Origin of the sequence: Sphingomonas brevis (assembly GCF_023516505.1) — a bacterium.
Classification (GTDB): domain Bacteria; phylum Pseudomonadota; class Alphaproteobacteria; order Sphingomonadales; family Sphingomonadaceae; genus Sphingomicrobium; species Sphingomicrobium breve.
This window is the reverse complement of the sequence record NZ_JAMGBB010000001.1, coordinates 2,341,023-2,359,288: the sequence shown is the minus strand read 5'-3', so window position 1 is coordinate 2,359,288 and position 18,266 is coordinate 2,341,023. Positions and strand designations below refer to the sequence as shown.

Below are 18,266 nucleotides of genomic sequence, written 5' to 3'. Positions count from 1 at the left end.
CAAAAAGTTAATTCGCGTTAAATTTATGACTTGGGTTACCGAAAGGTTAACAAGGCCTTGGACGGATCGGGCCGATGATTCATCCGGGATTCCACGTAGTTCGACAGCTGTGGAAAAAATTGCGGACTAAACGTCCCGCTTTGGGAAATTCAGCCCCTAATGCAGCCATTTTCGCCGCGACTCGGAGATGGCGGGATGAGTCGCCGGTTCGGGTCCGCCGCCAGAATCGATGATGGCTGGTGCATCCTTCCCGACAGGTCGTTAGCATGGCCCCGGAACGGGAGAGATGAGGTTGAAGATTGCGTGCATTGGTGGGGGCCCTGCCGGCCTCTACTTCGCCATATCGATGAAGCTTCGCGACCCGCGTCACGAGGTTCATGTTTTTGAGCGCAATGCCGAAGGCGTGACCTTTGGCTGGGGCGTGGTCTTCTCCGACCAGACCGTCGAAAATCTCATGGCCAACGACCCGGTCTCCGGCCGGATCATTGCCGACGAATTTGCTCATTGGGACGACATCGACGTCCATATCCATGGGCATTGCGTGCGATCATCAGGGCATGGGTTCATCGGCATCGGGCGTAAGCGGCTGCTTGAGATCCTGGCCCGGCGTGCGAGCGAGCTTGGCGTCGAAATCCACTATGATACCGAGTGCGATCCCGACCTTGCGGCATGGAATGATTGGGACCTGGTAATCGCCGCGGACGGCATCAACAGCCGCTTCCGCGAAGCCTATGCCGAGCATTTCGGGGTCGACGTGCAGGAGCGGGCCAATCGATTTGTCTGGCTTGGCACACCGAAGACGTTCGACGCTTTCACCTTCGCTTTCGAGAAAACCGAGGCGGGATGGATTTGGGCTCACGCCTATCGTTTCGCCGATGACTGCTCGACCTTCATCGTCGAATGCAGCGAGGAGACGTGGCAAGGCCTTGGCTTCGATCGGCTGGAGCAGGCCGACGCGATCGCCCTGTGCGAGCGAATCTTCGCCAAATATCTCGACGGCCAGCCGCTACTCAGCAACGCTTTGCATTTGCGCGGGTCGGCGGTGTGGCTCAAATTCCGGCGGATCATTTGCGAGCGTTGGCATTACGACAAGCTGATTTTGCTCGGCGACGCCGCCCACACCGCGCATTTCTCGATCGGGTCGGGCACCAAGCTGGCGCTTGAAGACGCGATCAAGCTGGCCGAGGTGCTTAACCGCCCCGGCCTCGACCGGATCGAAGCGCTGGCCGAATATCAGGCAGAGCGGAACCTCGAAGTGCTCAAGTTGCAGAATAGCGCCCGGAATTCGACCGAATGGTTCGAAACGGTCGAGCGTTATCTCGACTTTGAGCCGTGGCAGTTCGCTTATTCGCTGCTGACCCGATCCCAGCGCATCAGCCATGAAAATCTGCGCCTGCGCGACCACAATTGGCTCGAGCAAACCGAACGGACTTTTTGGACCAGGGCGACCGGCAAGGAAAAGACTGCCTGGCCGATGTTCGCGCCGTTCAAGCTGCGCGAAATGGAGATTCAGAACCGCATCGTCGTCTCGCCGATGGCGATGTACTCCGCGAAGGACGGCATTCCGGGCGACTTTCACCTGGTTCATCTGGGTGCGCGCGCGCTGGGCGGCGCCGGCCTCATCTTCACCGAGATGACCTGCGTTTCGCCGGAAGGGCGGATCAGTCCCGGCTGCACCGGCATGTGGAACGGGGAACAGGTCGCGGCGTGGAAGCGGATCGTCGAATTTGTGCATGCCAACAGCAAGGCGAAAATCTGCCTCCAGCTCGGTCATTCGGGCGGCAAGGGGTCGACCAGGCTTGGCTGGGAAGGCGACAATCTGCCGCTTACCGCGGGCAATTGGCCGGTCATCTCGGCCGGCGACGTCCCCTGGTCGCAGGAAAACCAGCGGCCCCGATCCATGTCCCGGGGCGATATGGATGAGGTCAAAGCGCAGTTCGTCGCGGCCGTGCGAATGGGCATCGAAGCCGGGTTCGACATGGTCGAGTTGCACGCCGCCCACGGCTATCTGCTGTCGAGTTTCATCACCCCGCTGCAGAACAACCGCAGCGACGAATATGGCGGCAGCCTGGAAAACCGGCTGCGCTATCCGCTCGAATTGTTCGATGCGATGCGCGAGGCATGGCCGGCGGAGCGGCCGATGTCGGTTCGCATATCCGCCAATGACTGGGCCGGTACCGAAGGTGTCACCCCAGACGAGGCCGTGGCGATTGCCAAGGCTTTCGCCCGCGCCGGCGCCGATTTGATCGATGTCTCGGCGGGCCAGACCTGGGCCGACGCCAACCCGGTTTATGGCCGGCTGTTCCAGACACCCTTCTCCGACAAGATCCGCAACGAGGCCAGGCTCGCGACAATGGCGGTCGGCAACATTACCGACCCCGACCAGGTCAACGCCATCCTGACCGCCGGCCGCGCCGATTTGGTGGCACTGGCCCGGCCGCACTTGGTCGACCCGATGTGGACGCTTAGAGCCGCTGCGATGGCCAATTACCGCGATCAATGGGTGCCTCCGCCCTATCTAGGCGGAATGGCGCAAATGGCCCGCCTGTTCGAACGCGAGGCGGAAATGAAGGCGGCCGAGTTGAAGGCATAGCAGCAAGGTTCGGTGGCAGGCGGATCAACTGTCTCGGGACTTGACCCGATATTTTCGCTTCCAACCAGCAATCAGAGTCTTTTCAGTTGGTCGAAAACAGCTCAAATTGAACCGGACAAGAATGGGGAAGTCGATGCAGGATCGAATCTTCGGAGACCGCGAAAAGGCGATGGAAGCCGACTATTTCCGCAAGGAAGAAGCCAGGCTGCTCGAAAAGCTGCGCCAGAACGCGAAGATCGATGAGATCGCCGAGGCCCTGAGGGACCAGCTCCAGGTAAACGACCCAGACCTGCTCGTTGCCGTCCGCGATCTCGGGATCAACGCTGAAAACGCCTCCGCCTTTCTGCTGGCGCCTTTGGTGCAAGTCGCCTGGGCAGAGGGCAAGGTGCGCAAGGACGAGCAGGCGGCGGTGCTGAAGATCGCGCGGGACCGGGGCATTGAGGAAGGCTCGCCATCCGATGGGCAATTGCACGAATGGATGGTCAATCGGCCGGCCGACGAATTGTTCAAGGCATCGCTCAGGGCCATCAAGGCCGGGCTCGCGGTGTTACCTGGACCTGAGCGTCATGAGCGGATCGAGCGCATTCTCGACGGTTGCCGTGCGGTCGCGGAAGCGTCCGGAACGGAAATCGCCCACCAGCTCGGCCTTGGAACAGGAGTATCGAAGAGCGAGGCTTCGCTGCTCGATTCCATCGCCAGCGAGCTGCGCTCGCGCGACTAGGCTATTCGAACCAGTCCCAAATATTGCTGCTGGTGAACGACCATTTGAAGGTCATTTGCGCGCGGGTGTCGGACCCATCTTCGCCGTCGTTATCGGTGCGCTTGCCCCACAGCAGCTCGAGACCGGCAAGGACATTGTCTGCCGGCGCATAGAGCAGGTTGGCCGAGGCATATTCGCCCTTATGGAAGGCGCTGCCGTCCTGGAAGTTGGTGTTGTCGACCTTGGTAAAGCTATAGCCGATCGCCGAGCTGAGCTGCTTCGACCATTGCAAGTCGACATAGGCTGAAACGCCCAGCAACTTCACCGCCGTTGCTTCGGGCACGAGGACGAGTCCGCCCGGCTGCGGGACGACGTTGATCGACGGCGCCAGATCCATGCCGCCATCGTTCAGATAGGTTGCGATCCCGCGCCCATAGACGATTCCGAGCCGTGGGGTCGCAAGGCCGAGCTTGAACGCGCTAGTGAGGTTAAGGCCCCAACCCGTTTCATGGCCCTCCGGCTCATTGCCTTCTGTGCCCTTTGTGTCGAACCCGACCTTGCGCAAGATGCCGGCCAGGCGAACATGGCCCCAGTCGCCGCCGTAGCGCACCGCCGCAGTCAGGTCGGGCAGTTCCTCATTGGCCTGGATGCTTGATGCAATATCTTCATCAATCAGACGAAGGTTGCCGGTATCGATGTCATCACTTGGATGCTCAAGCGCGACTGCTGCCTGCCAGCCGCCGGAGTCCAGGAAGGTCCAGCGGATCTGCGGCGTCCGTACGAACACCATGCCGGTCGGGCCCCAATAATCGACCACGTTGGGGAAAATGTCGCCGTCCATGAACAATGTATTGGTCTGGCCGATCAGGAACTGGCCCCACTTCGCGTACATGTGTCGGACGCGGAAGGTCGTCTGTCCCTCGTCGACCCCGGTTCCGTATAGGTCGAACTCAAACTTTGCCTCATAGGGCTTGCCGGCCAGGATCCCGGTCGCCTTGGCCCCCAGCCGCGACTGTCGGACACTGAAGATCGACTGGCCGTTCCCGCCGAAAATGCCTTCCTCCGTCGGGATCCGCGATGGCCTGAGCGTCGCATCCCAATTGGGATTGACGCGCTTGAAATCCTGGATCGCATCCAGCTGGACGAACCCATAGAGCTCAAGATTATGGTCCTTCGCGCGCTTCGGTGCCTCCGGCGTATATTGTACGGGAGGCGGCGTGATCCCCAGCCGCTGTTCGAGCGCGGTCATGCGCGCGCGCAAGTCCTGAAGGTCCTGGATCGCCTGCTGGCGTTCTGCCTCCGTCAGCGGCTGCGCGCTCTGAGCAGCGGCAGCGGCCGTTGCGAGCAGCACCGGCTGCTGGGACTGTCCCGACACTTGGCTGGTTTGATCTGCGGCCCAGGCAGGCGTTGCGACAAGCGCGACGGATGCGGCGAGGACGGCTTTGCGCATAGATCCCCCAAGTCTGCAGAATTTATTGCCGGACTATGCTCGGTGACCGCTGGCCGATAACTCAGGCTAAGCCTGAGTTGCTTGGGTAATATTGCCGATGCAGGCGGCTAAGCGGCGTTGAGGCCCGCGGATCTGAAGATCGATACAGCCCGCTCAACCCCCTCGTTGGTCGGAGGCTCGGTCCGGGCCAGCTTATATTCGATCCCCAGCCGCTCCCATTTGTACCGGCCCATCTGATGGAACGGGAGGATCTCGGCTCGCTCCACCACTCCGAGCGATGCGCCGAAGCGGGCTACCGCTTCCATCTCGTCGGGATGGTCGGTTAATCCGGGCACGAGGACGTAGCGCAGCCACATTGGCCGGCGAAGCGATGCGAGGCGCTCGCCAAATTTGATAACCTCCTCGTTGCGAAGGCCGGTCACCTGTTGGTGCTGGTCGGGCGTGAACGCTTTCATGTCGAGAATGACCAAATCGATATTCCGAAGCTCGTCGTCGGTCATCCGATCGCCGTAGTAACCGTTGGTTTCGATCGCGGTGTGGACGCCCATTCCCTTCACCGCATCGAACAGCCGGGCGGCGAACCGGTCCTGCATCATCGGCTCGCCCCCTGACAGGGTAAACCCGCCGCCCATCGCTTTCAGCCCATTGGCGTATTTGCGTATTTCGCCGATCGCCTGTTCTAGCGTTACCGGGATGCCGTTCCGAAGCGTCCAGGTGTCGGGGTTATGGCAATATTGGCACCGGAACATGCAGGCTGTCGTCCAGGCAACCAGCCGAATTCCCGGACCGTCGACTGCCGACCCCGTAGTAAAGCTGTGCAGGAAGCCGAGATCGCCCGTCTTGAGCGCGCTTTTGACGTCCATGTCCGGAACGTCTTCGCCAAGATGCACTCGCATCTCGAACGGTGAAGCGGCTTCGAGGGGAGCCGTATTCTTCGAGGCATAGGTAGCCATATCATTCGCCGTGGAAAGTGCGGTTGATCACGTCCATCTGCTGCTCACGCGTCAGCCGGACGAAGTTCACCGCATAGCCGGACACGCGGATCGTCAGGCTGGGATATTTCTCCGGATGATCCATCGCATCGATCAGCGTGTCGCGGTTCAGCACATTGATGTTCATGTGATAGCCGGTCGTTCCGAAGAAACCGTCGAGGATGGATGTCAGGTTGGTTACCTGGTCCTCCCTCGTGCGGCCCAGCCCTGTCGGGACCAATGACGTCGTCAGCGAGATTCCGTCCTGGGCATCGCGATAGGGAATCTTGGCGACCGACGCGGCCGATGCGTGAACGCCATGGCTGTCGCGGCCGTGCATCGGATTGGCCCCCGGAGCGAAGGGCTCGCCCTTTCTGCGCCCATCGGGCGTATTGCCGGTCGCCTTGCCATAGACGACGTTGGACGTGATCGTCAGGACGGACTGGGTGTGCAGCGCGTTCCGATAGGTCGGGAACTTCCGCAGCTTGCCCATGAACGTCGAAACAAGCCAAGCCGCCATCCCGTCGACGCGATTGTCGTTGTTCCCGAACAGTGGGAAATCGCCTTCGGTAACATAGTCGGTGATGAGGCCGGTCTCGTCGCGGACGACCTTCACCTTGGCATATTTGATCGCCGACAGGCTGTCGGCGACCACCGACATTCCCGCTATCCCAAACGCCATGGTGCGGACCGGAGCATAATCGTGCAGCGCCATCTCGATCCGCTCATAGGCATATTTGTCATGCATATAGTGGATGCAATTCATGGCTGTGACATAGGTGGCAGCGAGCCAGTCCATCATCTTGTCGAACCGGTCGACGACGTCGTCGAAGTCGAGATAGTCGCCTTGCACCGGCTCGGTTGCCGGAGCGACCTGCTTGCCGCTGACTTCGTCGCGGCCGCCATTGATTGCGTAGAGCATCGCCTTCGCAAGATTCGCGCGGGCCCCGAAGAACTGCATTTGCTTGCCCATCGCCATGGGCGAGACGCAACAGGCAATCGCGCCGTCATCTCCCCACGCCATCCGCATGATTTCATCGCTCTCAAACTGGATCGAGCTGGTGTCGATGGCGACCTTCGATGAGAAGCGCCGGAATCCCTCAGGCAGCTTCGGCGAGTACCAGATTGTGAGGTTCGGTTCCGGCGCCGGACCAAGATTGTACAGCGTATGCAGGAAACGGAAGCTGGTCTTCGTCACCAACGGGCGGCCGTCGTCGCCCATCCCGGCGATCGATTCCGTAACCCATGTCGGATCGCCGGAAAAAAGATCGTCATATTCGGGCGTCCTCAGGAAACGGACGATGCGCAGCTTGATGACGAAATCGTCGACTATCTCCTGCGCCTGGCTTTCGGTCAGCGTGCCGTTGGCCAGGTCGCGTTCGAAGTAAATGTCGAGAAACGTCGAGACGCGCCCCAACGACATTGCTGCGCCATTCTGTTCCTTCACACTGGCGAGGTAGCCGAAGTAGAGCCATTGAACCGCTTCCTTGGCGGTTGTCGCCGGCCCGGAAATGTCGAAGCCATATTTGGCCGCCATTTCCTTGAGCTCGCCGAGCGCGCGGATCTGCTCGCTCAATTCCTCGCGGTCGCGAATGATATCGTCGGTCGACCATTGGTCGTCGAGTGCGGCCTTTTCCCGCTGCTTCACCTCAGTCAGGCGATCGACCCCGTAGAGCGCGACCCGGCGATAATCGCCGATGATCCGCCCGCGGCCATAGGCATCGGGCAGGCCAGTCAGCACATGCGAGCTGCGGCATTTGCGGACATCGGCCGTATAGGCGTCGAACACGCCGTTGTTGTGGGTCTTGCGATATTTGGTGAAGGTTTCGACCATCACCGGGTCGGGCTTGTAGCCATAGGTCTCGAGCGAGGTGAGGACCATTTTGAGACCGCCATTGGGCATGATCGCGCGCTTCAGGGGCGCCTCGGTCTGCAGGCCGACGATTACCTCATTCTTCTTGTCGATGTAGCCCGCGTCATGAGCGGTAATCGAGCTTGGGATTTGCGACACGTCGAGCACGCCCTTCTTGCGTTCCTCGACGAACAAGTCGGTCAGCTTCTTCCAGATGGCAGTGGTCCGCTTGGTCGGGCCCGCCAGGAAAGCTTCATCGCCGTAATAGGGCTCGTAATTAAGCTGGATGAAATTGCGGACGTTGATTTCCTTGGTCCACAGCCCGGGCTTGAAGTCCGAAGGGGCGGCGCTCTTGGGAGCCATCGTTGGCCGGGGTTCTAGAACTGTGGTGGACATGGAAATCCTCCGTCGTGGGGGTCAACTGGTTGCGAGTTCAGGAGTTTGCGTTCCCGTAGTACCCCGCGCCTTGGGTCCGGTTTCGCGCAGGAACAGGGTCAGGATGATCGCCAGTGCGATTCCGTAAATCAGCGGCTGAAACGTATCTTGATAATGACCGAGCTGCCGCGACCCGCCGCCGCTTGCCTCGGCGAGCATGCCGGCAAAGATCGGCCCGAACAGCGCGGTCATGGAAAAATTGATGAAATTGATGACACCGGTCGCCGTGCCGCTGAGGTCAGGCCGGTTCGCTTCCTTGATCACCGTATAGTTGATCATCGCGGAGCCCGACACGATCCCCGTCAGCAGGCCGAGCGCATAGGGCGGGAGCACACCGGTCGGCCCGTAGAGTATGAAGGCGAGGCACAGCAGCAAGACGATCGTCGAGCCGAGGATCACCGGCTTGCGGCGACCGATCCGATCGCTCAACCACCCCAGCAAGGGGCATCCGATTATCCATCCGAACGGAACCGAAGCGGAACGAAGGACGGCTTCCGAATAGGGGATATTATGTGCTTCCTCGAGGAAACGCACGCCCCAGACCATGTCGAAAATGGTGGTGGGCATAAAAATCAGGCCGGCAATCAATCCGCACAGGATCGACTGCGGGTTGGCAAAAATGGTGCCGAATCCACGGAGCGCTACACCAAGCCCAGGCCTGGCGGTGACCTCACCGGACGAGCTTTGAGACCGACGCGAAGGAATAAGGACGAACAACGCAATCGCGATTGGCAGTCCGATGAAGCCCATCCACAGCCAGAAACTGTTCCAGGCGACACCGCCGCCGATCAAAGGGCCGACGACGAACTGGCCCGCGGAGCCGCCCGCCATACCGAACATCTGGGTCAGGCCGATCATCGTCGCCGCCCGGGATGCCGGCATGTAGGTGGATACCAGATAGATTGCGCCGATCAGGGCGAATACGCCGCCAGCGCCCTGCATGAAACGGCCAATACTCGCCAGGGTCGGATCCCCGGTCGAAAACAGGATCGAGCCAACCGCCACCGCCGCCGCGCCGACTGGCACGACCGCCCGCGGCCCGACCTGGTCCATTGCTACGCCGGCAACGAGGCTGAAGGGCGCGTATCCCCAGTAGAAAAGCCCCACCAGCGAGGCGATGCCGACCGCGCTCATGCCAAACGCCTGGGTAAGGTCCGGCATCATCACCGCCGGAGCGGAACGCATCGAATATTGGTAGAAATAGAAGACAGCGGTCAGGAGCCAGGCGGCAGTAATCGCCGCCCCCGCTCCCGACCGCTGTGCCGGCATGGTCATTCGCTATCAACAGAGCGTCAGGGAAACGGCGAGGCCGCCTTCCGACGTTTCCTTATATTTGGAATTCATTTCCTTGGCCGTGATTGCCAGGGCCTGGACGGTTGAGTCGAAGTCGACGCGGCGATTGGCCGGGATTTCATTCTTGGCGATCAGATATCCGGTCCAGGATTTGACCGCGCCAAATGCACAACGCTCGATGCAGGGAATCTGCACGAAGCCGGCGACCGGATCGCAGGTCATTCCGAGATGGTGCTCAAGCGCCCCTTCCGCCGCATTGGCGACGACTTGCGGCGGGGCGTCCTGGGCCTGGGCTACCATTGCCGCCCCCATTGCGGACGCAACGCCGATCTCCGCCTGGCATCCACCTTCGGCAGCAGCAAGCGTCGCGTGGTGCTTGCACAGATAGCCGACGACCGCCGCCGCCAGCAGGCCTTCGCGCAGCTTTTGGTCAGACAGCTTGGCCCCCTGCGCATCCAGGGAATAAAGGACGGCCGGCATAACCCCCGCCGAACCACCCGTGGGGGCGGTAATGACCAAGTGGCCGCGAGCATTCTCCTCGGAACCGGCAAGCGCGGCCGCCGAAACGATGCCGATGCCGCGCCGTGCCAGCGACGTTTCCTTCATCGCATTCTCGTAGACGTCATGGGCCTTGGTCTTCAGCTTGATCGGTCCGGGAAGCGTGCTCGTCGGAGCCGCCAGGCCGGTCTTAACCGTCGCCCGCATCGCGCCGATGATCTTGTCCAGGAAGGCGTTGATCTCGGCCTCGCTCCGACCCGAAATCGATGTTTCATTGGCCATGGCGACCTGCGCGATCGAGATGTTGTCGCGCGCGGTGTACGCAAGGACTTCCTTCATCGATTCGTAGGGATATTTCGGAGGGTTCTTCTTCGGGGGCTGATAACCCTTCCATTCGATGAAGCCGCCGCCGACCGAATAATATTCCTGCTCCAGCAACACCTTGTCGCCGGCCATCAGCTTGGCGGTCATGGTGTTGGCGTGCGGGAAATCACCCTTGGTCGCATCATAGATTATGTCCTTGAGCGACGCGTTGATCGTCTTCGACCCAAGTTTGACCGGGTATACGTTGTCCGGCTCAGCTTCCATCTTGTCGAGAACGGCAACCGGGTCGATTGTCGCCGGCTCATAGCCGATGAGACCGGCAAGCGCTGCTCGCTCCGTCCCATGGCCTTTACCCGTCGCGCTAAGACTGCCGTAGAGGTGCACCTTCAGTGCCGTGGCCTGGTTGAGCTGGGCCTGTGGCAACTTGATCGCCCGCTGGTAGAAGTCATAGGTAATCCGCATTGGGCCGATCGTATGCGAAGAGGAGGGTCCGGGGCCGACCTTGTAGAATTCGTCGACCATGGTCATCACCGGGCCCTTGGAGTCCTTCACCACCTGCAGGTTGGGATTTTCCTTCCCCTGCAGTGGGGGTTCGGCGGGCTCCTGCGCGAACAATGGATTGACCTGCCCACCCAGCGCGGCAATTGCGGCCGCCATAGCGCTCCGCACCATGAAAGTGCGCCGGTCCGATCCCGTTGGCGGCTCTGACAAATCCAGCTCGGGAAGCGCCACGGCGTCCTGGTCAAACGCTTGATTGTCCATGTCAAATCCTCCCAGATGGGGAGACGCGACGATCGCCAAGCACAGATCGTGCCGGTTCGCGCCCCAATACCCCGTCGAGGCGAACTAAGGATTTACGGCGGAGAATCGGTATCAGGGCCAACCCCGATAGGGCTTCGGCGAAATGCTGATCGCACCCTAATGGAGGTCCCCAAAGCAGGAAGCCTGGGACCGTCATCGCCGCGTCGCAACGTTATCGGCGAGCCCAGTCCAGCTTTCTAAGCGCCGGCCTGGATGTTGTAGTCCCGCAGATAGCGGCCGACCGCGGACTCGACCGTTGGCGCAAAACGATCCTCACCGAGCAGGCCAAACAGGCCGAACCGTTTCAGCTTGTCCTTCACGGGGTCTTTAAGCTCGGCGAACCAGAGGTCGACCTGGTCTGCTTTCAGCATTTCGTCCAGATCGGCCAGCGAGTCCGCGGACGTCACGTCAATGCTGGTGATCGGTGCCGCCGCGACGACGACCCGCCTGACTGGCGTCGGCGATGCCGCAATCGCATCCTGGATGCGCTGGTTGAACAGCTCGGCATTGGCAAAAAACAGTGGCGCGTCCCAACGGAACAACAGCAGGCCCGCTATCCTCTGGGCATCGGGATAGCGCGTCATGTCGTGATAACCATCGACGTCTTTGGGCTTGCCAAGCACCGCCCAATGCGGTCGCCAGCCGTCCCAAAGAAATTCGATGACGGCCAGCACGATCGCGATACCAATTCCGGTGATGGCGCCGAAGACCGCGACCCCCGCCGTGCACACGATTGACAGCCAGAACTCCCAATTCTGAATACGAAAGATGCGGACAAGATCGCCAAATTCGAACAGGCCAATGGCCGCCGCGATGACCACCGCGGCAAGCGCCGAATTGGGCAGGTCCTTGAACAGCATGGGCGCGACAACGATCACCAGCGCCACGACGAGCGCGCCAACCAAACCTGTCAGCTGGGTCTTGGCGCCGGCTGATTCAGCGACCGGAGTACGCGATGAGCTGCTGCTGATCGGGAAGCCCTGGAAAAATCCTGCGGCAAGATTGGCCGCGCCGAGGCCGACCATTTCCTGATTGGGGTCGACCCGGGTGCCGGTCTTTATCGCGTAGGTTCGCGACAACACGCTCGTGTCGGCAAATGCGACGATTGCCACAGCGAAGCCGCCCATCAGGATGGGGAGAATGTCGCTGGGCTGGAGCCAAGGAATCGAAAAGCCGGGAAGGCCTTGCGGCACCGGCCCAAGTACCTTGACCCCAAATTTCTCGGACAGGTCGAACCAGCCGGCGATGAAGGTCGCCGCGATGACCGCCACCAGGATAGCGCCCATTCTCTTGTGCGCTTTCAGCACCAGGATCACCAAGAGGGTCCCGCCCCCCAACGCCGTACCAGGCCAATTAGCCTTGCCGGCAACGATCGCCTCGCCAATGGCCCACAAGTCGCGAAGTGGACCTGTGCTCTCGATCGAAAATCCGAATAGCTTGGGCAACTGGCTGATCAGCACAGCGAGAGCGATGCCATTCATGTAGCCGTAGCGGATCGGCTTCGAGAGCAGCTCGGTAATGAAGCCAAGACGGGCGAGGCCGGCAACGATGCAGACACCGCCGGCAACGATCGCCATGGCGCTCGAGATCATGATCGCGCGGCCTGGATCGCCCAGCGAAAGCGGCAGCACGACCCCAAGGATGATAGGCGCCAGCGAAGAGTCCGGGCCAAGCACCAGGATGCGGCTCGGCCCAAACAGAGCGTAGACGATCAGCGGAATAATCGTGGCGTAAAGCCCGTTGATCGCGGGGACTCCGGACGCGACCGCATAGGCGATTCCGACGGGCACCAACATGGTCGAGAGGACAATTCCGGCAACGATGTCGTTGCCGAGCCAATTGACCTGATAATCGCGCAACATCTGGAGACCGGGGACCCACTTGGCCCAGCCGGGCGGGTTAAGTGCGGCCTGGTCTATGGAGATGGGCGGTTGCACATTGCACCCTGACAAGTGGGACGGTCAGTAGACTTCCCGAACCAGCTTCACCTTATGAAGGTTCAGCTTATCGTCGTACCGGTTCTTGTTCGATCGCTTGGGCAGGTGGATCTTGGACCGCTTGATCTTCTTGTAGGGGATCAGGGACAGGATGTGCTTGATGCCATTTAGCCGCGCCCGTTTCTTGTCATCGCTTTGGACCACGTACCAAGGCGCCGCCGAATGGCTCGTTGCTTCGAACATTGCATCGCGAGCGCGCGAATAATCGTACCAGCGCGAATAGGATTTGACGTCCATCGGGCTGAGCTTCCACTGCCTCAGCGGATCCTTGATTCGCTGGCGGAACCGACGGTCCTGCTCCTTCATCCCGACCTCAAGCCAAAGCTTGATCAGTATCACTCCCGATTCGACCAGCCAGCGCTCAAACTTGGGCACATTCTCGAGAAATTTCTCAATGTCCTTTTCGCTGGTGTAGCCCATGACGCGTTCCACGCCCGCGCGATTGTACCAACTGCGATCGAAGATCACGACTTCGCCGGCAGCCGGCAAATGCTCGACATAGCGTTGCAGGAACAGCTTCTGCCGCTCGTTGCCGTTTGGCGCGCTGAGAGCCACCACCCTGAATGTCCGCGGACTGACTCGCTCGGTAAGCCGCTTGATCAATCCGCCCTTGCCGGCCGTGTCGCGGCCCTCGCACAGGATGACAATACGTGCGCCGGTTTCGCGGACCCAGTCCTGCAAATAGCATAGCTGGACCTGGAGCTTTTCGAGCGCCTTCTCATAGTCCTTGCGCGACAGCTTCAAGCTCTCGCGATCCTTTGGGGATGGCTGCTCCTTCGTGCCGGCCCTTTCTGGCTTGGGCGGCGCCTTCCCATGAACCTGGACAGATTTGTGGATGTTCATGAGCACCTCCGTGGACGGCGCGAGCATTCAATCACGCGTTCACCTGTAGAGATATCAGGGGATGCCCTGATCGCGATGGGTGGTTGCGTTAGGTAACGCCGATCACAGCGGGGTGCCGTTCTGGCCGCCTCCATTTCGAGGAGAATGCTGATGTCGCTGCTGGAAGCGGAGGTCGTCAGCCGGAACAATCACGAAAAATTTCATCGGCTGGTCGAAAGGGCGCAGCAGCAAGCGCCACTGAAGGTCGCCGTCGCTCACCCCTGCGACCAGGTGTCGCTGGAAAGCGTCGTCGCGGCCGCCAAGCTGAGACTCATTGAACCGATCCTCGTCGGCCCCGAGAAGCGCATACGCGAAGTCGCGGCGGAACATGGGATCGACATCGGCAAGTTCGAGATCGTCGATGCCGAGTATAGCCAGGACTCGGCCGCCAAAGCGGTCGAGCTTGTCCGCGAAGGCCGCGCCGAGGCGCTGATGAAGGGCAGCCTTCATACCGATGAGCTGATGGGCGCGGTGGTGAAGCGGGACACCGGTCTTCGAACGTCCCGGCGCATCAGCCATTGCTTCGTGATGGACGTGCCGGATCACGACCAGCCGCTGATTATCACCGACGCCGCCGTCAACATCGCGCCCGACCTCAAAGGCAAAGTCGACATCACCCAAAATGCGATCGACCTCGCCAAAGCCCTGGGGGCGAAGGAGGTGCGGGTCGCGATCCTGAGCGCCATGGAAAGCGTCAATCCCGACGTTCCATCGACCCTGGAAGCGGCGGCGCTATGCAAGATGGCCGATCGCGGACAAATCACCGGCGCGCTTCTCGATGGGCCGCTGGCGCTGGATAATGCCATCAGCCCCGAGGCCGCGGCGATCAAGAAGATCAAGTCGCCGGTCGCCGGCCGGGCCAATGTGCTCGTGGTTCCCGACCTCGAAGCCGGCAATATGCTTGCCAAGAGCCTGTCATTCCTGGCCGACGCGGATGCCGCCGGCATTGTCCTCGGCGCCAAGGTGCCGATCATCCTGACCAGCCGGGCAGATGAGGAGACCGCGCGTCTGGCATCCTGCGCGGTTGCCCAGTTGATTGTCGCGGCGCGGCGGGCCGACGCCTCCGCAGCCATTCAATAAGCGGAGCCGCAACAATGGCCGAATGCATCGCCGTAATGAATGCGGGCTCGTCGAGCATCAAGTTCGCCTTGTTCCGCCATTCCTCCGACCACGAATTGCTCTTTGGCGGACAAGTCGAGCAGATCGGCGTTGCTCCTCGCCTGACCGTCAAGGATTCCGATGGCGAGACGGTGCTCGAAAACGAATGGAAGGCGAATGAGCTCGATCACCGAACAGCGACGCGGACGATCCTCGAAACTGCGATCAGCCTGCTCGGCGGCAAGGCGGTAGCAGGTGTCGGGCACCGCGTTGTCCACGGTGGCACTCAATTCACCGCCCCGGTGATTGTCACCAAGGAAGTTGTCGACGCGCTCAAAACACTCTGCCCGCTGGCACCGCTTCACCAGCCGCATAATCTGGTGGCGATTGAATCAATTGCCGTGGCCGCGCCTCATATTCCCCAGGTGGCCTGCTTCGATACGGCCTTTCACCGCTCGCAGCCTGCGCTGGCCCAGCAGTTCGCCCTGCCCCGCGAACTGACGGAATCCGGAATTCGCCGGTACGGCTTCCACGGCCTATCCTATGAATTCGTTCGCGGGCGCCTGAAGGAAATCGCTCCGGACCTGGCCGCGGGCCGGGTCATCGTCGCCCACCTCGGCAATGGCGCCAGCCTTTGCGCGATGAAGGCGGGGAAGAGCGTCGCGACGACGATGGGGTTTACGGCCGTCGAAGGCCTGATGATGGGCACTCGCTGCGGCAGCATCGATCCGGGCGTGCTCATCTACCTGATGGACGAGAAAGGCCTGGACGCGCGCGGCCTGGAAAAGCTGATCTACAAGGAGTCCGGGCTCGGCGGCGTTTCCGGGATATCGTCGGACATGCGCACGCTCCGTGCTTCGGACGATCCGCGGGCGCGTGAGGCCATCGATCTCTTCATCTACCGGATTGTCCGGGAAATCGGCTCGCTTGCGGCGGCCCTTGGCGGACTGGACGGGCTGGTCTTCACCGGCGGTATCGGTCAGCGCGACGCGAGGACACGCGCGGAAGTCGTCGACGGATGCGGTTGGCTGGGCGCAAAGCTGGACGAGGACGCCAATGCGAGGGCCGAAGGGCGCATCGATGCGGCCTCGTCACAAATTCCTTTATGGGTGATTCCGACCGACGAGGAACGCGTCATTGCGCGGCACACCTCCACCTTGCTCAACCTCTGAAGAGTCGATGCGTCAATGGAGCCGGCGGGCGACGCCTGTACGGCCGGCCGGATTGGCTGGGGGCTGCGCCGAATATTGAACGGCTAGTTTGAGATATTGGGCCAGCATCTCCAGCTGGCCCTCGAGTTCAACCCGCGACTGAAGCGCAATGTTTGGCGACAGGAGCGCCTCGGACGTTTCGTGGATCGCGAACAGGATCGTTTGCCTGAACGCATCGATGTTCTGATCCCAGAAATCCTTAAGATCGCCATCGCGCCGGCCAAGCGTCCTTAAGCCGGTCTCCAGCTCCTCGATGCTGAAGGTTGCGCTGCCACGCTCGATCGGTCCTACGGCGAATTCCCGGTTCGGGCTTTGGGCGTGAGCCATCGCTTCTCTCTCGGGAGGAATGCATCGCGAACTTGGCCGCGGGCTAGATATGGTTCGCTTGGCCGTAATCCCGTCGGCCTAGGATCGATCGCGGACGCCCGATATTGGGATTTCACCGGAGCTCCTGGACGCGGTTCAATAGCGTCCGCTTGTCACCCATTGCGGTCATCGGGTGAAAGGAGATTTGACCGTTTGCGCATGGCGAAATGCCATCCCGAAGCGTCGCAACATGGTCCTCCGCAACTGCTCGGCAATGGTGTATGTGTAGCAGATGTCCCGCCTGGTTATTTCAATCGGCGCAGCATTGCTCCTGGCCTCTCCCGCCCAAGCAAGCGACAAGGGCTGGGGAACTGCCAGCGACATCGGCCGCGATGCGCTTGTCCTGACGGCGCTCGGCCTTCCAACTGTTCAGGGCGACTGGCAGGGCACTAAACAGGCTGCCTTCTCGCTTGGCGCTTCCTATGCCGTCACCTTCAGCCTGAAGCACATTGTCCACGAAGAGCGTCCTGACGAAAGCGACGACAAAAGCTTTCCATCCGGCCACACGTCTTCAAGCTTTGCGGCGGCGGCAACGCTGCAAAAGCGTTACGGCTGGGAAATCGGCCTCCCCGCCCACGCAGTCGCCGCATTCGTCGGAGTAGCCCGCGTCAAGGCCGACAAGCATTTCGTACATGATGTGATAGTGGGCGCCGCAATCGGCGAAGCCGCGGGCTTTCTATTGACCAGCCCGAAGGATGAAGGGGTGCAATGGCTCCCGTGGGGAGACGCCCATGGAGGTGGAGTCACCATGGCGATGCGCTTTTAGCGAAGGGCCGACGCTTGTAGCCGCGCACGGATAAATATCGCTTATCGGACCCGCTGGCAGATTGATTAGCCTTGGCTGCGACCGGCGATTAGGCCCCGCGACACAATTTGAAGGAGATCGTCGTTGTCCAATTCCGTCACGGCCGTACGCGCCGCTCCTCCCCAAGTCGCGCAGGCCCACTTCGAGGCAGAGTTTACGTTCGAGACCGATTGCTGGGATGTTCATGACGCGCTTTCCTCGGGCTCACCTGGTTTCGTGCTGCTGGACGTACGTGGCCCCGCACTCTTTGCCGCAGGACATGTGCCGGGTGCGATCAACCTGCCGCATGGCAAGATCATCGGATCGAGGATGCGCGAATGGCCCGAAGGCACGCTGTTCGTCACTTACTGCGCGGGCCCGCATTGCAATGGCGCAGCCAGAGGTGCGCTCAGGCTCGCCCGGCTCGGTCTTCCGGTAAAGGTCATGGCCGGCGGCATTACCGGATGGATCGACGAAGGATTCAAACTGGAAACTGGCTTCGGCAGCGCCAATGCCACCCAATTGGCCGAGGTCATATATTGAACGCCAATGTCCCCAATGGATGGAAAGCGGTCTATAGCTTGACACTTAAATAGCAGCAGCGCTTTCTCCAAATACTCGGTCCAACGGGAGGGGAGACCCATGGCTGAAGTTGGCAAGGAAGCGCCTGACCGCCGCAATGGCGAAGACCGCAGGAGTGACGACAGGCGGAAGGGCGGCGATGCACGTCATATCCCGGCCGAGGGTGACCGGCGGAAGGAAAATAGGCGTAAGGACCAGCGGCGGGACTAAGCTCGACTGTCGGCAAAAGGTGGCAGGCGGTCACGTCATGTCGAGAAAGCCATCGGGGACATGGAGACCGGCTTCCATGTCTGAGTTGAAGGCGCCATTTTCCGGTTCAAGCGTCAGGCAATCCTGGGCATCAGTTCCTCGAGGTCGATCGGCTTGCGAATGACGGGGCGTCTCGCGCGCGTCGGCTACCGCATCCTCGCAAATCCATCCGCTTGACTC

The 18,266-nt window shown here is 60.9% G+C and carries 15 protein-coding genes; 7 read left to right on the top strand and 8 right to left on the bottom strand.

Features of this window, described 5'->3' with window-relative positions; translation table 11 throughout:
* Positions 1 to 286 precede the first annotated feature (286 nt).
* On the top strand, positions 287 to 2,593 hold the full coding sequence (locus LZ518_RS12140; RefSeq protein WP_249916239.1) for a bifunctional salicylyl-CoA 5-hydroxylase/oxidoreductase: 2,307 nt from the start codon (positions 287 to 289) through the stop codon (positions 2,591 to 2,593).
* A gap of 133 nt (positions 2,594 to 2,726) precedes the next feature.
* Positions 2,727 to 3,314, top strand: coding sequence for a hypothetical protein (locus LZ518_RS12135; RefSeq protein ID WP_249916238.1), 588 nt, complete (start codon positions 2,727 to 2,729; stop codon positions 3,312 to 3,314).
* A gap of 1 nt (position 3,315) precedes the next feature.
* On the opposite strand, the gene LZ518_RS12130 is transcribed toward LZ518_RS12135, so the two are convergent.
* The 7 genes from LZ518_RS12130 to ppk2 all read right to left on the bottom strand — a co-directional run bounded on the left by LZ518_RS12130 (position 3,316) and on the right by ppk2 (position 13,757).
* Positions 3,316 to 4,743, bottom strand: a complete 1,428-nt coding sequence (locus LZ518_RS12130; protein ID WP_249916237.1) for a DcaP family trimeric outer membrane transporter — start codon at positions 4,741 to 4,743, stop codon at positions 3,316 to 3,318.
* A gap of 107 nt (positions 4,744 to 4,850) precedes the next feature.
* The gene (gene pflA, locus LZ518_RS12125) at positions 4,851 to 5,696 is read right to left on the bottom strand and encodes a pyruvate formate-lyase-activating protein (protein WP_249916236.1); all 846 of its coding nucleotides are present in this window, start codon (positions 5,694 to 5,696) and stop codon (positions 4,851 to 4,853) included.
* 1 nt (position 5,697) lies between these two features.
* Positions 5,698 to 7,929, bottom strand: a complete 2,232-nt coding sequence (pflB, locus tag LZ518_RS12120) for a formate C-acetyltransferase (RefSeq protein WP_249916235.1) — start codon at positions 7,927 to 7,929, stop codon at positions 5,698 to 5,700.
* 54 nt (positions 7,930 to 7,983) lie between these two features.
* Positions 7,984 to 9,276 (bottom strand): MFS transporter, encoded by a 1,293-nt coding sequence (locus LZ518_RS12115; RefSeq protein ID WP_249916234.1) that lies wholly within the window; start codon positions 9,274 to 9,276, stop codon positions 7,984 to 7,986.
* A 6-nt stretch (positions 9,277 to 9,282) separates the two neighbouring features.
* On the bottom strand, positions 9,283 to 10,878 hold the full coding sequence (locus LZ518_RS12110) for an L-serine ammonia-lyase (protein WP_249916233.1): 1,596 nt from the start codon (positions 10,876 to 10,878) through the stop codon (positions 9,283 to 9,285).
* Between the two features lie 236 nt (positions 10,879 to 11,114).
* Positions 11,115 to 12,854: a SulP family inorganic anion transporter gene (locus LZ518_RS12105; RefSeq protein ID WP_249916232.1), complete on the bottom strand. Its 1,740-nt coding sequence runs from the start codon at positions 12,852 to 12,854 to the stop codon at positions 11,115 to 11,117.
* 24 nt (positions 12,855 to 12,878) lie between these two features.
* Complete coding sequence (ppk2, locus tag LZ518_RS12100; protein WP_249916231.1) at positions 12,879 to 13,757, bottom strand: polyphosphate kinase 2; 879 nt, start codon at positions 13,755 to 13,757, stop codon at positions 12,879 to 12,881.
* 150 nt (positions 13,758 to 13,907) lie between these two features.
* Between ppk2 and LZ518_RS12095 the strand changes: the two genes are divergently transcribed.
* On the top strand, positions 13,908 to 14,876 hold the full coding sequence (locus LZ518_RS12095) for a phosphate acetyltransferase (RefSeq protein ID WP_249916230.1): 969 nt from the start codon (positions 13,908 to 13,910) through the stop codon (positions 14,874 to 14,876).
* A 14-nt stretch (positions 14,877 to 14,890) separates the two neighbouring features.
* Positions 14,891 to 16,066 (top strand): acetate/propionate family kinase, encoded by a 1,176-nt coding sequence (locus tag LZ518_RS12090; protein WP_249916229.1) that lies wholly within the window; start codon positions 14,891 to 14,893, stop codon positions 16,064 to 16,066.
* A gap of 12 nt (positions 16,067 to 16,078) precedes the next feature.
* On the opposite strand, the gene LZ518_RS12085 is transcribed toward LZ518_RS12090, so the two are convergent.
* Entirely contained in the window at positions 16,079 to 16,432 is a 354-nt protein-coding gene (locus tag LZ518_RS12085) for a hypothetical protein (RefSeq protein WP_249916228.1), read from the bottom strand.
* A gap of 271 nt (positions 16,433 to 16,703) precedes the next feature.
* Between LZ518_RS12085 and LZ518_RS12080 the strand changes: the two genes are divergently transcribed.
* The 3 genes from LZ518_RS12080 to LZ518_RS12070 all read left to right on the top strand — a co-directional run bounded on the left by LZ518_RS12080 (position 16,704) and on the right by LZ518_RS12070 (position 18,047).
* Entirely contained in the window at positions 16,704 to 17,237 is a 534-nt protein-coding gene (locus tag LZ518_RS12080; RefSeq protein WP_249916227.1) for a phosphatase PAP2 family protein, read from the top strand.
* Between the two features lie 123 nt (positions 17,238 to 17,360).
* On the top strand, positions 17,361 to 17,798 hold the full coding sequence (locus LZ518_RS12075; RefSeq protein ID WP_249916226.1) for a rhodanese-like domain-containing protein: 438 nt from the start codon (positions 17,361 to 17,363) through the stop codon (positions 17,796 to 17,798).
* Positions 17,799 to 17,897: 99 nt separating this feature from the next.
* The gene (locus LZ518_RS12070; protein WP_249916225.1) at positions 17,898 to 18,047 is read left to right on the top strand and encodes a hypothetical protein; all 150 of its coding nucleotides are present in this window, start codon (positions 17,898 to 17,900) and stop codon (positions 18,045 to 18,047) included.
* The last annotated feature ends 219 nt before the right edge of the window (positions 18,048 to 18,266 follow it).

Bases quoted from the DNA above. Each gene is read 5' to 3' on its own strand.
- LZ518_RS12140 (WP_249916239.1), top strand. From the start codon at position 287: ATGAGGTTGAAGATTGCGTGCATTGGTGGGGGCCCTGCCGGCCTCTAC.
- LZ518_RS12135 (WP_249916238.1), top strand. From the start codon at position 2,727: ATGCAGGATCGAATCTTCGGAGACCGCGAAAAGGCGATGGAAGCCGAC.
- LZ518_RS12130 (WP_249916237.1), bottom strand. From the start codon at position 4,743: ATGCGCAAAGCCGTCCTCGCCGCATCCGTCGCGCTTGTCGCAACGCCT.
- pflA (WP_249916236.1), bottom strand. From the start codon at position 5,696: ATGGCTACCTATGCCTCGAAGAATACGGCTCCCCTCGAAGCCGCTTCA.
- pflB (WP_249916235.1), bottom strand. From the start codon at position 7,929: ATGGCTCCCAAGAGCGCCGCCCCTTCGGACTTCAAGCCCGGGCTGTGG.
- LZ518_RS12115 (WP_249916234.1), bottom strand. From the start codon at position 9,276: ATGACCATGCCGGCACAGCGGTCGGGAGCGGGGGCGGCGATTACTGCC.
- LZ518_RS12110 (WP_249916233.1), bottom strand. From the start codon at position 10,878: ATGGACAATCAAGCGTTTGACCAGGACGCCGTGGCGCTTCCCGAGCTG.
- ppk2 (WP_249916231.1), bottom strand. From the start codon at position 13,757: ATGAACATCCACAAATCTGTCCAGGTTCATGGGAAGGCGCCGCCCAAG.
- LZ518_RS12095 (WP_249916230.1), top strand. From the start codon at position 13,908: ATGTCGCTGCTGGAAGCGGAGGTCGTCAGCCGGAACAATCACGAAAAA.
- LZ518_RS12090 (WP_249916229.1), top strand. From the start codon at position 14,891: ATGGCCGAATGCATCGCCGTAATGAATGCGGGCTCGTCGAGCATCAAG.
- LZ518_RS12085 (WP_249916228.1), bottom strand. From the start codon at position 16,432: ATGGCTCACGCCCAAAGCCCGAACCGGGAATTCGCCGTAGGACCGATC.
- LZ518_RS12080 (WP_249916227.1), top strand. From the start codon at position 16,704: ATGTCCCGCCTGGTTATTTCAATCGGCGCAGCATTGCTCCTGGCCTCT.
- LZ518_RS12070 (WP_249916225.1), top strand. From the start codon at position 17,898: ATGGCTGAAGTTGGCAAGGAAGCGCCTGACCGCCGCAATGGCGAAGAC.